General features: G+C 67.7%; 15 protein-coding genes. 8 read left to right on the top strand and 7 right to left on the bottom strand.

Annotated features, from left to right (window positions below):
- Positions 1–8 precede the first annotated feature (8 nt).
- The 6 genes from AB0M22_RS11485 to AB0M22_RS11460 all read left to right on the top strand — a co-directional run bounded on the left by AB0M22_RS11485 (position 9) and on the right by AB0M22_RS11460 (position 5,293).
- Positions 9–1,520 carry an ATP-dependent DNA ligase gene (locus tag AB0M22_RS11485; protein WP_364723894.1) on the top strand — a complete coding sequence of 504 codons (1,512 nt, stop codon included), beginning with the start codon at positions 9–11 and terminating at the stop codon, positions 1,518–1,520.
- A 184-nt stretch (positions 1,521–1,704) separates the two neighbouring features.
- A complete protein-coding gene (locus tag AB0M22_RS11480; protein WP_364724109.1) occupies positions 1,705–2,940 on the top strand; it encodes a lipase family protein in 1,236 nt (411 codons plus the stop codon).
- 112 nt (positions 2,941–3,052) lie between these two features.
- A complete protein-coding gene (locus AB0M22_RS11475) occupies positions 3,053–4,318 on the top strand; it encodes an inorganic phosphate transporter (protein ID WP_364723890.1) in 1,266 nt (421 codons plus the stop codon).
- A gap of 11 nt (positions 4,319–4,329) precedes the next feature.
- Positions 4,330–4,614: a hypothetical protein gene (locus tag AB0M22_RS11470; protein ID WP_364723887.1), complete on the top strand. Its 285-nt coding sequence runs from the start codon at positions 4,330–4,332 to the stop codon at positions 4,612–4,614.
- A gap of 10 nt (positions 4,615–4,624) precedes the next feature.
- Positions 4,625–4,960: a DUF3349 domain-containing protein gene (locus AB0M22_RS11465; protein WP_364723885.1), complete on the top strand. Its 336-nt coding sequence runs from the start codon at positions 4,625–4,627 to the stop codon at positions 4,958–4,960.
- A gap of 18 nt (positions 4,961–4,978) precedes the next feature.
- The gene (locus AB0M22_RS11460; protein WP_364723883.1) at positions 4,979–5,293 is read left to right on the top strand and encodes a DUF3349 domain-containing protein; all 315 of its coding nucleotides are present in this window, start codon (positions 4,979–4,981) and stop codon (positions 5,291–5,293) included.
- 8 nt (positions 5,294–5,301) lie between these two features.
- Here the strand turns inward: AB0M22_RS11460 and AB0M22_RS11455 are convergent, their stop codons facing one another.
- On the bottom strand, positions 5,302–5,751 hold the full coding sequence (locus AB0M22_RS11455) for a DUF4254 domain-containing protein (protein WP_364723881.1): 450 nt from the start codon (positions 5,749–5,751) through the stop codon (positions 5,302–5,304).
- A 155-nt stretch (positions 5,752–5,906) separates the two neighbouring features.
- On the opposite strand from AB0M22_RS11455, the gene AB0M22_RS11450 reads away from it, so the two are divergent.
- Positions 5,907–6,767, top strand: coding sequence for a DUF5753 domain-containing protein (locus tag AB0M22_RS11450; RefSeq protein WP_364723878.1), 861 nt, complete (start codon positions 5,907–5,909; stop codon positions 6,765–6,767).
- A gap of 11 nt (positions 6,768–6,778) precedes the next feature.
- Positions 6,779–6,973 carry a DUF397 domain-containing protein gene (locus AB0M22_RS11445; protein WP_364723876.1) on the top strand — a complete coding sequence of 65 codons (195 nt, stop codon included), beginning with the start codon at positions 6,779–6,781 and terminating at the stop codon, positions 6,971–6,973.
- A 542-nt stretch (positions 6,974–7,515) separates the two neighbouring features.
- On the opposite strand, the gene AB0M22_RS11440 is transcribed toward AB0M22_RS11445, so the two are convergent.
- The 6 genes from AB0M22_RS11440 to AB0M22_RS11415 all read right to left on the bottom strand — a co-directional run bounded on the left by AB0M22_RS11440 (position 7,516) and on the right by AB0M22_RS11415 (position 13,727).
- Complete coding sequence (locus AB0M22_RS11440) at positions 7,516–8,382, bottom strand: DUF559 domain-containing protein (protein ID WP_364723873.1); 867 nt, start codon at positions 8,380–8,382, stop codon at positions 7,516–7,518.
- 260 nt (positions 8,383–8,642) lie between these two features.
- Positions 8,643–9,470, bottom strand: coding sequence for a class II fructose-bisphosphate aldolase (locus tag AB0M22_RS11435; RefSeq protein WP_364723871.1), 828 nt, complete (start codon positions 9,468–9,470; stop codon positions 8,643–8,645).
- 66 nt (positions 9,471–9,536) lie between these two features.
- Positions 9,537–10,490: a hexose kinase gene (locus tag AB0M22_RS11430; RefSeq protein WP_364723868.1), complete on the bottom strand. Its 954-nt coding sequence runs from the start codon at positions 10,488–10,490 to the stop codon at positions 9,537–9,539.
- Entirely contained in the window at positions 10,487–11,638 is a 1,152-nt protein-coding gene (locus tag AB0M22_RS11425; RefSeq protein ID WP_364723865.1) for an amidohydrolase family protein, read from the bottom strand. Before AB0M22_RS11425 ends, AB0M22_RS11430 begins: the two co-directional genes overlap by 4 nt.
- A gap of 24 nt (positions 11,639–11,662) precedes the next feature.
- Entirely contained in the window at positions 11,663–12,709 is a 1,047-nt protein-coding gene (locus AB0M22_RS11420; protein WP_364723862.1) for an ROK family protein, read from the bottom strand.
- Positions 12,710–12,782: 73 nt separating this feature from the next.
- Positions 12,783–13,727, bottom strand: coding sequence for a sugar isomerase (locus AB0M22_RS11415; protein ID WP_364723859.1), 945 nt, complete (start codon positions 13,725–13,727; stop codon positions 12,783–12,785).
- Positions 13,728–13,791 lie beyond the last annotated feature (64 nt).

Here is a 13,791-nt window from a genome sequence, read left to right as displayed (position 1 = left end):
GTCGACGCGTGTTGTTCTCGCATGTCGTCCAGGTTTCGGAGACGGTTCGCGCGACCAGGTCACGCAAGACGAAGATCGCCGCCTTCGCCGAGCTGTTGACCGCCGCCGCGCCGGACGAACTCGCGCCTGTCGTCGCCTGGGCGTCCGGCGAGTTACGGCAGGGCCGGATCGGCACCGGCTGGCGCACCCTCGCTGCCGTGGACACTACCCCGGCACCCGTTGCGACGCTGACGGTTTCGGCGGTCGACTCCGCACTGACCGAGCTGGCCGCGACCTCCGGCTCCGGATCGTCGGCCCGGCGCAAAGCGTTGCTCGCCGCGCTGTGGACCGCCGCGACCGCGGACGAACAGGCCTTCCTGCTGCGCCTGCTGACCGGTGAGCTGCGCCAGGGGGCACTCACCGCGATCGTCAGCGAGGCCGTCGCGGTGGCCGCCGACGTGCCTGCCGACTTGGTGCGCCGCGCCTACATGCTGTCCGGCCGGCTGCCGGTGACCGCGATCGCCGCGCTGACCGGCGGCGTCGCGGCGCTCGGCGAGTTCCGGCTGGAGGTGGGCCGGCCGATCCAGCCGATGCTCGCCTCGCCCGGCGCGACGCTGGACGAGGCGCTCACCGAGTTCGACGGTGACGTGAGCGTCGAGATCAAGATGGACGGCGCCCGGATCCAGGTGCATCGCGAGGGTCCGCGGGTGTGGGTGTTCACCAGGACGCTGCGCGACATCACCGCCGGCGTGCCGGAACTGGTCGAGCTGGTCGCCGGGCTCGACTGCACCAGCGTGGTGCTGGACGGGGAAACCCTCGCGCTCACCGATGCCGGCCGCCCGCGCCCGTTCCAGGAGACGATGAGCCGCTTCGCCGAGGTGAGTTCCACCCGCGAACTGCTGCTACATCCCTATTTCTTCGACTGCCTACACCTGGACGGCGTGGAACTGCTCGACGCCCCGCTGTCCGAACGCCGCGCCGCGCTCACGAAAGTGGCCGCCGCACAGAGCATTCCCGCCCTGATCCGCCCCGACGAGGAGGCCGCCGCCGAATACTTCGACGGCGCGCTCGCCGCGGGCCACGAGGGCGTGATGATCAAATCGCTGTCCGCGCCCTACGCCGCGGGCCGGCGCGGCCGGGCCTGGCAGAAGATCAAACCGACACACACCCTGGACCTGCTGGTGCTCGGCGCCGAATGGGGTTACGGCCGCCGCACCGGTTACCTGTCCAACCTGCACCTCGGCGCCCGCGACCCGGAAACCGGCGAACCGGTCATGGTCGGCAAAACCTTCAAGGGCCTCACCGACGCGCTATTGCACTGGCAGACAGCCGAATTCCCACGCCACGAACGCGCCCGCGACGAGCAGACCGTCTACCTGTGGCCGGAACTCGTCGTCGAGATCGCCCTCGACGGGGTGCAGGTCAGCCCGCGCTACCCCGGCGGCGTCGCGCTGCGCTTCGCCCGCGTGGTCCGCTACCGCCCCGACAAGGAACCGGGCGAAGCCGACACCATCGATGCAGTCCGCGCCCTGCTCCCGTAGCCGTCCGCGCGCTTCGCCGCCGGCGACTCGCGGCAGTCTGGGCGATGTCCAGCGGCAGCGGGCCGGTGGTGCGACGATTGTCGGGCCACTGCGAGTCAGGGCTCCTCAGGGGTGAAGGGGCAAGCCGGACTGCGCTGGGATCGGCAGGTTTCTGCTTCGGGATCGGGGAAGACGGTTGGGTTCAATGGTGTGGCGGCTGCGCGCGATGGCGCTGGCCGCGGTGGTGGCGGTCAGTGCGGTGCTCGGCACCCTCGCGCACGCGAATCCGATCGATGACCTGCTCTTTCCGTCCCGCGAGATCGCCGACGCCATGCCGACGCCGCTGGGCGATCCGTTCTACACGCCACCGGCCGGCTTCGAAACGCTCGCTCCGGGAACGGTTCTCGCCTCCCGTCCGGGTGGCACCGGCGTCACCGGGGTGCCGCTGATCTCGACCGAGCTGCTGATCCGGTCGAACGACGCCAAGGGCAAGCCCGTCCCGGTGGTCGCCACCCTGCTCATCCCGGCCACGCCATGGACCGGCGCGGGACCGCGTCCGCTGGTGACCTTGAATCCGGCGATCGACTCGCTCGGGAACCAGTGCGCGCCGTCCTATGAGCTGCGCATGGTGTCGAGCAAGTTGTGGATGGCGCAGATCCCGCTGAACAAGGGCTTCGCGGTGCTGGTGCCGGATCACCAGGGGCCACGTCAGGCCTACGCGGCCGGGCTGATGGCCGGGCACGCGGTGCTCGATTCGATCCGGGCCGCGGTGCGCACCCCGGAACTCGGTTTGCGGCCCGAATCCCCGACCGCGATCACCGGCTATTCCGGCGGCGCCATCGCCTCGGCCTGGGCCGCGCAGCTGGCCCCGCAGTACGCGCCGGAACTGAATCTCGTCGGTGTCGCGTTCGGCGGCGTGCCCGCCGATTTCGAGATGCTGCTGCACACGATGAACGGCAAGGACTTCGCCTCCGGCATCTTCCTCGCCGCGACCTTGGGGATGGCTCGGGAGTATCCGGAGATGCTCGGCCTGATGAACGACAACGGCTGGCGGCTCGCGCGGATCGGCCGGGACTTCTGCGAGGCGCACGAGGAGGCCGTCGGGCTTGTCGCGCCGATTCCGGTGCAGGCGCTCACCGATGTGCCCGCGCCGACCGACCTGCCGTTCATTCGCGACATTCTGGCGGAGAACCGGCTCGGTGCCCTGCCGCCGACCATCCCGGTGTTCATGTACCACGGCCTGAACGAATGGTGGGTGCCGCTGGCCGGCGCCGAGAACCTGTATCGGGACTGGTGCCGAGGCGGAACCCAGGTGGATTTCCAGGTATATCTCGGTGAACATTTCATCGTCAGCACCAGCGGAATTCCGGGCGCCTTCGCCTGGATCGAAGATCGATTTGCCGGAAAACCGGTGCCGCAGGGCTGCACTCGATTCGGCTGATAGATGCCGGATCCGGGCCGATAGAGGACAGGGTCCAACTTAACCCATCGGCGACGCGCGGTGAACCGCAACCACCTGGCAATCCTATTGACCTGTGCCGCACACTGGACACGTGACCGTCGAATTACTGGTTCTTCTGATCGTCATCGTCACAGCACTCGCATTCGATTTCACCAACGGCTTCCACGACACCGCGAATGCCATGGCGACCTCCATCGCCACCGGCGCGCTGCGGCCACGGGTAGCGGTGGCGTTATCGGCGGTGCTGAATCTGGTCGGCGCATTTCTGTCCGTGGCGGTCGCCGCCACCGTAGCCAAGGGCATCGTCCGGCTCGACGCGGTGCAGGGGCACGACCTGTTGATCATCGTGTTCGCCGGTCTGGTCGGCGGCATCCTCTGGAACTTGCTCACCTGGCTGTTCGGCCTGCCGTCGAGTTCCTCGCACGCACTGTTCGGCGGCCTGATCGGCGCCACCCTGGCCGCGCTCGGCTTCAGCGGCGTGATCTGGGCGGCCGGCTCGGACGGCGTGCTGACCAAGATCATTCTGCCCGCCGTGCTCGCCCCGATCGTGGCGGCGCTGGTCTCGGCGCTGGGCACCTGGCTGGTCTACCGGATCACCAAGAAGTCCGACCCGGACAAGGTGGAGGCCGGTTTTCGCTGGGGTCAGATCGGCTCGGCCTCGCTGGTCTCGCTGGCGCACGGCACCAACGACGCGCAGAAGACGATGGGCGTCATCTTCCTGGCGCTGGTCGCGCACGGCACCCTGACCAAGAACGCCGAGATGCCCATCTGGGTGATGGCCGCGTGTGCCATCGCCATCGCCGCGGGCACCTACCTCGGCGGCTGGCGCATCATCCGCACCCTGGGCAAGGGCCTGGTGGAGATCGAATCGCCGCAGGGCCTGGCGGCCGAAACCGCGTCGGCGGCCATCATTCTCAGCTCCGCGCACTTCGGGCTGCCGCTGTCCACCACGCAGACCGCGACCGGTTCCATCCTCGGCACCGGGCTCGGCAAGGGCGCCGAGGTGCGCTGGGGCGTGATGGGCCGGATGGTCGTCGCCTGGCTGCTCACGCTGCCGCTCGCCGGGCTGGCCGGCGCGGCCTGCTGGGCGATCGCGCACTTCATCGGCGGTCTGCCGGGCGTGCTCGTGGTGTTCGCGATCCTGCTCGGGCTGTCCGGTCTGATGTATGTGCGGTCGCGCCGGGATCCGGTCGACACCAACAACGTCAACGAATGGCCCGATGACACGCCGGGCGGCCCCGGTGATGTTGTTAAGCCGGACAGCGCGGCGCGCGCCGATGGTGCAGAATCCGGCACACCGGACAGCCCGGACGTGACCGTGGAGCCGGGGCAGTCGACCCGGTCGGCGCAGGTTTAGGAGGAGTAGACGTGCATACGCTCATCACGAATCTGAACGCGCTGTGGAAGGTCATGCTCGCCGGGCTGGTTCTCGGCGCCGGGCTGCCGCTGGTGTTCGCGGTCGGCGTCCGATTCTGGTCGACCGGGGATTCCGTCACCGCGGACGGCCGGGTCACCCAACGCAACTACCCCGCGCTCGCCGTCGCGCTATTGTGCTTCGGGCTGATCATCGCGGCGATCGTGACCGGAATCCTGTACACGGCAAAGGCTTTCATCGCCGCCAGGTTCGGCATTCACCTGTTCGGACAGTCCTGAAGGGCGCAATGTGACCGACCAAGCGAAATCCGCAGAGCTCCGGCCGAATGTCCTCGGCCGGATCATCGGCTGGCTGCGCGCCGGCTACCCGCAGGGCATCCCGCATTCGGATTATGTGGCGCTGTTCGCGGTGCTGCACCGGCACCTCACCGATTTCGAGGTGGTCGCGATCGCCGAGGAACTGGCGGCGGAGAATCCGGACAGCGCGATCACCCGCACCGAGATCGAGGACGCCATCGCGCGGGTCGCGAAGGAACAGCCGGCCGAGACCGACGTCGCGCGGGTGGCCTCCCACCTCGCGGCCGGCGGTTGGCCGCTGGCCACCCCACCGGCCGACGTCGACTAGCCCGAGACGCGTTCACCGATGCCTCCCTTCTTGAACGCCATCATCGACTGGCTGCGGGCCGGATATCCGGACGGTGTCCCGGAATCCGACTACATCCCGCTGCTCGCCCTCCTGCGCCGCCGCCTCTCCGACGACGAGGTCCGCCAGATCGCCGCGGAACTGGCCGCCACCGGCGACCTCCCCGCCGACAAGACCGACATCCAGGTGATGATCACCAAGATCACCAACGAGATGCCCTCGGAGACAGACGTTCTCCGCGTGCAAACCCGCCTGGAAGCACACGCCTGGCCCCAAGACGATCCCTCCCCGGAAGGCCCAACCCCCTTCGCCTGACCGTCCGGTTACGTGGGTGGGCTGTAGGTTCGGGGGCGGCTGAGCTGGGGGAGGCGGCGGAAGCCTGCGGAGACTTCGAAGGCTAGGTCGTGGTAGCCGATGGCTAGTTCGGCGAGGCGTTCCCAGGCATCGTGGACGGCCCATTCCGGTGTGCCGGAAAGGGATTCGTTCGCGGTGACGGAGAGCTGGGCTAGTCGGTCGATCACCATGCCGACGGTTTCGGTGTGCATGTGTGCGTCGGCGTGTGGTGGTGGGACTTCGGTGGCGACCCAGCGGTCGATGGCGAGGACCAGGCGGGCACGGTGCGCGTCGATATCCGCGGCAGCACCGGGTTCGGTGCGTGCTCTGCGTTCGTGCAATCCGGCTAGTAGATGGGCGGATTCGAGCAGCGGATGGCCGGTGTGGGGTGCGGTTCGGCAGGCTTCGAGGACCATAGCTTTGGGCGGAAGCGGTTCCATGGCGGTAACCCCCTTGTGACGTGTGACACGGCGAGGTTAGGTCGGTTTCCGTCGATAAGTCAAGTTGACCTATCGCTCGACAATTCCGTGGCGTACGCTGACCGAAGTTCGGTCGACTCCACGCATCGCCAGAGCTGGAAGGACACCATCGGGCCATGGCTCCACTTTCGCCTACGGTCGCACGCTGGGAGCTCATGCTCCGAATCCGCCGCCGCCGCAACGAATTCGACGTCAACGCCTCGGTCATCGCCAAGGAACTCGGCTTCACCCTGTCCTACTGGTCGAAGGTGGAGAAGGAACGAATCCTGGCCGAGGACAAGCTGAAGAAGCTGATGTCCCTACTCGAGTTCGACCCGGACGAACGCGAGGAGATGCTGCGGCTACGCGAGATCGCCAAGGGGCGCGGGTGGTGGTCGAGTTATGCGGGTCTGCTACCGGATGGCCTCGCGCGGTTGTACGGGCTCGAATTCGGAGCCCAAAGCATCCGGACTTACGAGAGTGTGCTGATTCCGGGTCTCTTGCAGACTGACGACTACGCGCGTGCGCTGATCGCCAACGACAGTGCGCGAATTCGTCAGGTGGACGTCGACCGCCTGGTGGAGGTGCGGCTCCGCAGGCAGGACCGGTTGATCGGACAGGATCCGTTGCGCCTCAAGGCAATTGTGAACGAGGCGGCGTTGACTCAGCAGATCGGTGGTCGAGCGGTGCTGGACGGACAGCTGCGCCATATCGCCGCCATGGTCGAGCAGCACCCGGACACCGTCGATGTACGGGTTATTCCGTTCGAGGCCGGCGGCGGCGCGTTGCTCGGCGGCGCGACATTCCATCTGCTCGGTTTCGACAGCGCCCTCTTACCGGATATCGCCTGGACCGAAACGTTGATCCACATGGGTGTCATCGAGGACGCGGAACCGGTGCGGAATCTCGATACTCTGTTCGTCAAAGCCATGGCGGAGAACGCACTAACGCGCGCGGAGTCGCTCGCGCTGATCGAGGGCAAAATGTCGGCTGGGTAAGCTCGGCGGCCATGAGTAACGAGAAGCCCGACGCCACCGGCTGGTTCAAATCCTCGTACTCCAGCGACGCAGCGGCGTGCGTAGAGATCAAGTTCGACGATGGGCGAGTCCTGGTGCGCGACAGCAAATATCAAGGCGCACCAGCGGCCCGCCCTATCCTCACCTTCACCACCGCCGACTGGTCCGTCTTCCTCGCCAACCTCTGACGGGCTCGGTTCAGTGGCACATGGGCACGAAAACGCGAGGACACCGCTCCGTGCGCAACGTACAAGCGCCTCGTCGACCATCCGCAAGGTTCCCAGCTGACTCCCAGCTGAAACGGGGCCACCATTCAGCTGTATCGAGCAAGCTGATTGCTGTCGGATTCGCCCGAACCCCCGACCACTCACCTGGTGGGCCACTGCCCGGCCCACCACCCCGCCGGCCGGCGGCGCCGGTCCCTCGCCCGCGCCGCCGGCCGCCCACTCTTTCCAACGGGACATCACGGCACCACCCTCCAAACAGCCCCGCCACCATGGTCCTTCGTCATCCAGAGCTGCATCGAGTGAAACGCGGAACCGGTGCGGCACTGCTGGATAAGCCCGCCACACACGACTAGCCGAACGCCCGACCCCACCCTCCAGCGAATCCACATTCAGTGGCACATGATGGCGGCAAAACGCGAGAAGGGTCCGCCATGGTGTGCCACTGAATATGGATTCGGCTCCCAACCGACTCCCAGCTGGCTGCGGCGGGCGTTCAGGTGAGGTCAGATGTTGGCGCCGCGAGTGCGGAGGGCGTACCGGACTCGGGCGATGATCTTGTACGGGTGGGAGCTGAGCAGGGTGGCGCTTACTCGGATCAGTGTCCAGCCGAGGGCTTCGAGGGCGGCGGTGCGGTCGATGTCATGGGTGCGTTGGTGGTGGTCGGTCCAGTGGTGGGCGCCGTCGTATTCAACGCCGACTTGCCATTCGCGCCACCCCATGTCGAGGCGCGCGACGATGAAGCCGTCGGGTGCGGTGACCCGGATCTGGGTTTCCGGCGCGGGTAAGCCTGCGTGCCGGAGTAGGAGACGGGTGCGGGTCTCCGGGATTGATTCAGCGCCACCGTCGACGTAGGGCAGCAGCGCCAGCAGATCGGCACATCCGCGGGCACGGTGCTGCCGCTCGGTGAACTGCTCGATTTCTGTCGGAGTCAGCCTCGTTGCGTTGCAGAGGGCGTCGATTACTTCTACCGCTTCGTCGAAAGCGAGGTGACGGCCCAGGTCGAACGCGGTGCGCACCGGATCGGTGCACCGAAAGCCGTCGATACCGCACACCTGGTCCGCGGGGATGACGTCTCGATACGTCCGAACATGCGCCGCCGGACGGGCTCGATGGGGCAGGCAGATCTCGGCAGGCTTGTCATCCAGCCATCGGGTGCCGTGCATTGCGGCCGCGGAATAGCCGACCAGGATCCCCTCGCCTTTCGCCCAATGCCCGGCCGCGTGTGCTCGTCCACGCGCGTCGAGTTGCACCCCTTTGCGGATATAGACGTCCGGATGTACCCGTTCGAAGTCCTTGCGTAGCTCCCATCGGCTCACCTGCCCCGCACGTACTGCCCAACTACCCGGAAACGGTTCATCGAGTTCCCCCATCCGCCCGATCTTGCCCGCCCTCCTCGCTGCCAACTCGCCACCAAGGCGAGTTATCCCCAGTTCTCCCCAGCAAATCGGGTTATCCACAGCGGAGGTGCACGGTTTCCTAGGGGACTCTCAGGTGTCTAAGGGGGAAGTGCTCAGCTGGGGTGGGCAGGGTAGGGGGTGAGCTTTGGTGGATCGGCTGCCCCGGTTCACCCTTCCCCGCGGTCGGCGGCGTTACTCCTGGCGTCGCCGACCGCAATACTTCGGCCGGGTGGTCAGCGGGCCAGGAGCTGGAGGAAGTGTTCGACCTCGGCTTGGATGGCTGCTCGGGCGGGGGTGAGGTATTTGCGGGGGTCGGAGAGGGTGGGGGAGGTGGCGAGGGTGGTGCGGATGGCCTCGGTCATCAGGACGTTGAGCCGGGTGGCGATGTTGACCTTGGTGATGCCGTGGTCGATCGCGGCGCGCAGGCCGTCGTCGGGGACGCCGGAGGAGCCGTGCAGGACCAGCGGGACGGGGACCTTGGCGGCCAGGTGAGCGATGAGGTCGTTGTCGAGGGTGGCGGTGCGGTCGTGCATGGCGTGTGAGGAGCCGACGGCTACGGCCAAGGCGTCTACGCCGGTGCCGGCGACGAATTCGACAGCTTCGTCGGGGTCGGTGCGAACACCGGGGGCGTGCGCGCCGTCCTTGCCGCCCACCTCGCCGAGTTCGGCCTCGACGTGCACGTCACGCTCGTGGCACCAGCGGGTGATGTCGGCGGTAGCGGCGACGTTGGCGGCATAGTCGAGCGTGGAGCCGTCGTACATGACCGAGCGGATACCGAGTTCGACTGCGGCACGGACCAATTCGGGCGAGGTCGCATGGTCGAGATGGACGGCGATGTCGGCGGTGCTGTCCGCCGCGATGCGCAAGCAAGCGAGCGCAAGCGGGGCGAGGCTACCGTGATAGGCCGCCGTGTTCTCCGAAAGTTGCAGCACAACAGGCCGTTTCGCCGATTCCGCCGCCGCCGCGATAGCTTCGGCATGCTCCAAGGTGATCACATTGAACGCGCCGAGCCCACCCGGTCGCGCGGCGGTGATCAAGTCGGAAACAGGCGTCAACGGCATAGGTACATCTCCTGAGAACTCAGCACATCCGCCCGCGTGAATGTTGCGGTTGGGGCAACGTTCGATTCACGGGGCGGTTTCTTGGCGGGTGGGTAGGTCCAGCTGGGTGACGCGGACGGTGGGGGCGATGCGGGTACGCAGGCAGCGGTCGATCTCGCCGGCGACGGGGATGACCACGGCGGCGGCGGACGTGGCTACGGCGTCGATGAGAATGGCTGGCCAGTCGGGGATTTCGTCCGCGGTGAGCGCGGCGATGACCGCGGCGGTGGCGGAATCGCCTGCACCGGTGGGATTTCCGGCCAACGGTTCGGGAAGGGTGGCGTACCACGCGCCCTCGGCGGTGACGGCGACCATGCCGTCGGCGCCACGGGTGGCGATGACCGCGCGGACACCGCTCTCGATGAGCGGGTAGGCGGCGGTGACGACCTCGTCGGCGGTAGCGGGCTTGATGCCGGTGAGGCGGTGCAGCTCGTCGCCGTTGGGCATGAGGATGATGCCGGGGATCTGGGCGGCCAGGCGCAGGGCCTCGCCGTCGACATCGCAGATGGTGGGCACGTCGGCGGCGATGGCGGTGCGGGCGATCTCCGCAGGCAGCGACGGCGCGATGCCGCCGGGCAGCGACCCGGAGATGACCAGGCCGTCGACGTCGGGCAGCATGCCCGCGACCCGGACCGCGAGCTGTTCGGCGGCGTGCGGGTTGGAGACGCGGGCGCCGGGCTCCCACAGGGCGGTGGCGGTGCCGTCCTCGGATTCGCTGATCACCACGGTGCGGCGGACCCAGGGGAGCGCGTGCACGAAGTCGACCGGCATCTCCAGCTCGGCGGCGGCCGCGAAGGCGTGATCGGAGAAACCCGTTGCCCTGGCGTACTTTCCGAGTTGATTCAGCACCCGCGTGACGTTGATGCCCTTACCGCCGATGCGTTGTTCGACCGAGCGGACCCGATGTGCCTGGCCTCGCTCGAAGTGCTCGACGCGGTAGGTCATGTCATAGGCGGGATTCATCGTCACGGTGAGGATCACGACAACCACTCTCCTCGCCTGAGCACCCGGCGCAACCGCAGGCTCTCCCCAACGATCAATAGGTCGGCGAAGTATCCCGTCCGCAGGTCACCGACCTCGGGTAGTCGTAGCGCCGCCGCGGGGGTGGACGTCGCCGCGCGCACCGCGTCGGCCAGCGACACGCCGGACTCGCGCACCGCGCGCGCCACATTGTCGAGCAGCGTGCTGACGCCGCCCGCGATCGATCCGTTCGCGATCCGGGCGACCCCTTGTCGCACCGTCACGGACTGCGGACCGAGCTGATACTCGCCATCCGACAACCCGGCGGCCTGCATCGCATCGGTGATCAGCGCGACCCGGCCCGGCGCGGCCGCGAAGACCAGCGCGGCGAAACCGGGATCGACATGCACGCCGTCCCCGATCAACTCGACCGTCGCCTGCCCAGCCGACGCGGCGACCAGACCGGCTCCGACCGGACCGGGGTCGCGGTGATGAAGCGGCGGCATCCCATTCGCCAGATGCGTCACCAAAGCGCCGAATCCGGTGGGCCGCAGGGCCTTCAGGAATGACGCATAGTCGGCATTGCTGTGTCCCAGTGAAACCACCACGTCGTGTTCGGTAAGTCGTTGCGCGACAGCGTCATACCCGGACCGTTCCGGCGCCAGCGTCATCACTCGCAGCTGCCCGCCGCCGGCCGCGAGCAGCTGATCGGTCAGCTCGAGATCGGGATCGCGCAGAAACCGCGGATCCTGTGCCCCGCATCGCGCCTCCGACAGAAACGGCCCCTCGGCATGAATCCCGCCGATCACCCCGTCGGCAGCCAACTCGCGCAACACAGCGGTCTGCGCGACCATGTCCGAGGCGGCCGCGGTGACAATGCTCGCGACCACCGTCGTGGACCCGCTCGCATGATGGAACTCCGCCGCCGCCCGCGCCTCCGCCACATCGACGGTGTCGAACCGATGTCCGAACCCGCCGTGATTATGAATGTCCACGAGGCCAGGCAGCAGCGTTCCCGCAAAGGGCGGCTCCGGCGAATCCGGATGCGCCGCAACCCACTCCGCGAACGGCAGCACACCATCGATCCGATCACCGACGATCGTGACCACGCCATCGTCCAGCTGAGCGGTCGCCGAGACAACGCGCCCGCGAACAACTACTTCAGTCACGCGCACACCTCCTCGCCGGCCCGATCATTCGAGCGCCCCTTGCCGGGCAAACAGCGCAGCCCCGGTCAGTCCCGCGCGCGCCCCGTACTCACCGAGCACGACGCGCGGAGCCGGAACCAGCCGAAGCCGGTCGGCAATGGCCTGATGCAGCGGATCCGTCAGCGCGGCACCGGCACCCGCCAGCCCGCCACCGAGAATGATCAGCTCGGGACACGCGGCATGCACGATCCCGATGAGCCCATCGGCCAGCGCATCGACCGCATCCGCAAGCACCGCCTTGGCCTCCGCATCGGTCTCCACCAACGCGAATACCTCAGCGGCACCACTGATTTCACGCCCGGTACGCCGGGTGTAAGCACGAGCGATCGACGCCCCGGAAGCAACGGTTTCCACACATCCGGTGTTGCCGCACGGACAAGGCAGTCCATCCGCACGAACCGGGATGTGCCCGTACTCGCCGACCTGACCATAGGTACTGCGCAACAACCGCCCGCCGACCGACAACGTCCCGGAGATCCCGGTCCCGAGAATGACCACGCACACGTTGTCGTACCCACGCCCGGCCCCGAACCGCCACTCGGCCCAACCCGCAACGGCCACATCATGTTCGATCAGCACGGGCACACCCCAGCGATCGATGAACCGGCTGCCGACCTCGAAGTCGCGCCACCCGACATTGCTACTGAACACCGCGATCGATCGAACGGTGTCCACGATGCCCGGCAGCACGACCGCGGCCCGGCCTACGCGCGCCCGCTGCTCCTCGGTCAACTCACCGAGCAACCGATCGCCGAGCGCCCCCATCACCTCGAACGCGGCTTCACCCTGCGGTGTCGCGACGGTTCCGACCGCGAGCACGGTGCCCGCGGCGTCGGTGATCTCGCCTTTGATCGTGGTGCCGCCGACATCGAGGCCGAGCACCAGCGCGTCCTCGGCCAACGCGTCCGGCTGCGGCGATACCGCAGCCGAACGCGTCGGAGTGCCGCCGCGGTTGGCCGCCGCGGCCGACCCGGCAGTCCCGGCCGCGGGCCGGGCGGCACTGGTCGAGGACGTCTCGTTCGCCACTCCCATGCTTGGCACAGTAGTTCCCGGTGCGTCGCGCAGGGTGGCTCCAGCTTGGTCGAGTTTCACCGGGCCGGTCCGATCACTGGTCGAGGACGACCGAGCGATTGAGCCCACGCGGGTGGTCGGGGTCCAGGCCGAGGTCGGCCGCGCGCAGCACGCAGAGCTGGTGCACGCGGAGCAGGTCGGCCATCGGGTCGATGTCGCGGTGCTCGAAGTGCGCACCGGTACTGGCGATGTCCCTGGCGAAGTTCGGGACGAGCGGGCCGAAGGCCCAGACCGCGCGACCGGGCGCCGAGATGGCGACCGGGCCGTGGCGGTACTCGGTGGCCAGGTAGGACTCGGTCCAGGACTGGCAGGATTCGCGCAGCTTGAGGCCGGATTCCTCGGCGATGGCGGCGGCGAAGCCCATACCGACGAAGCTGATCTCCTCGGCGTGGCGGACGTCGGCCAGCGATACCGCCGGATCCTCGGCGAGCACCGTGCGCGCCTGCTCGATCACCGGGGCGAGGTCTTCGCCGAGGTGCCAGCGCAGGATCGCCAGCGCGGTGGTGGCGAAGCGGGTCTGCACCACCGATTCCTCGTCGACCTCGTCGATCAGGATCGGATCGCCCAGCTCGAGCACCGGGGTGCCCGGGCTGGAGCAGATGACGGTGCGCGGAATGTGTGCTGGGATGTCCCGCATGGCATTGACCACCTCGGTGGTCGTGCCTGACCGGCATATCACCAGGTAGCGGTCATAGTCGCGGCCGTAGCGGACCTCGCTGGCGGGCCAGGCGTCGGTCAGACCGTGGCCTGCGCCCTCGCGCAGCGCCGCAATCGCTTTGGACATGAACAGGGAAGTGCCGCAACCGATCACGGCGACTCGCTCGCCCTTGTGGGGGAGGATGTCGCGATGTTCGGCAGCGATCGTTTCGGCGCGCGCCCAGTCGTCAGGCTGGGTGGCGACCTCGTTGGCCAGATGGGTGACGGGGGTGGGTTCGGCGGAGATCGGCACAACAACAGAATCCGCCCGGTGATCGTTCATGTCAAATTTACGAGCGAATCGGTCACATATGATCAAGCTTGGGTCTATGTTGATAGTCGGTCGA

Source organism: Nocardia sp. NPDC051756 (assembly GCF_040681495.1).
Classification (GTDB): domain Bacteria; phylum Actinomycetota; class Actinomycetes; order Mycobacteriales; family Mycobacteriaceae; genus Nocardia.
The sequence above is the reverse complement of the archived record's forward strand: the minus strand, read 5'-3'. Positions and strand labels throughout refer to the sequence as shown.

What these genes read in the sequence shown, in the direction of transcription:
- AB0M22_RS11420 (WP_364723862.1), bottom strand. Translation starts at nt 12,709, where the DNA reads ATGGGAGTGGCGAACGAGACGTCCTCGACCAGTGCCGCCCGGCCCGCG.
- AB0M22_RS11460 (WP_364723883.1), top strand. Translation starts at nt 4,979, where the DNA reads ATGCCTCCCTTCTTGAACGCCATCATCGACTGGCTGCGGGCCGGATAT.
- AB0M22_RS11455 (WP_364723881.1), bottom strand. Translation starts at nt 5,751, where the DNA reads ATGGAACCGCTTCCGCCCAAAGCTATGGTCCTCGAAGCCTGCCGAACC.
- AB0M22_RS11480 (WP_364724109.1), top strand. Translation starts at nt 1,705, where the DNA reads ATGGTGTGGCGGCTGCGCGCGATGGCGCTGGCCGCGGTGGTGGCGGTC.
- AB0M22_RS11435 (WP_364723871.1), bottom strand. Translation starts at nt 9,470, where the DNA reads ATGCCGTTGACGCCTGTTTCCGACTTGATCACCGCCGCGCGACCGGGT.
- AB0M22_RS11440 (WP_364723873.1), bottom strand. Translation starts at nt 8,382, where the DNA reads ATGGGGGAACTCGATGAACCGTTTCCGGGTAGTTGGGCAGTACGTGCG.
- AB0M22_RS11415 (WP_364723859.1), bottom strand. Translation starts at nt 13,727, where the DNA reads ATGAACGATCACCGGGCGGATTCTGTTGTTGTGCCGATCTCCGCCGAA.
- AB0M22_RS11450 (WP_364723878.1), top strand. Translation starts at nt 5,907, where the DNA reads ATGGCTCCACTTTCGCCTACGGTCGCACGCTGGGAGCTCATGCTCCGA.
- AB0M22_RS11445 (WP_364723876.1), top strand. Translation starts at nt 6,779, where the DNA reads ATGAGTAACGAGAAGCCCGACGCCACCGGCTGGTTCAAATCCTCGTAC.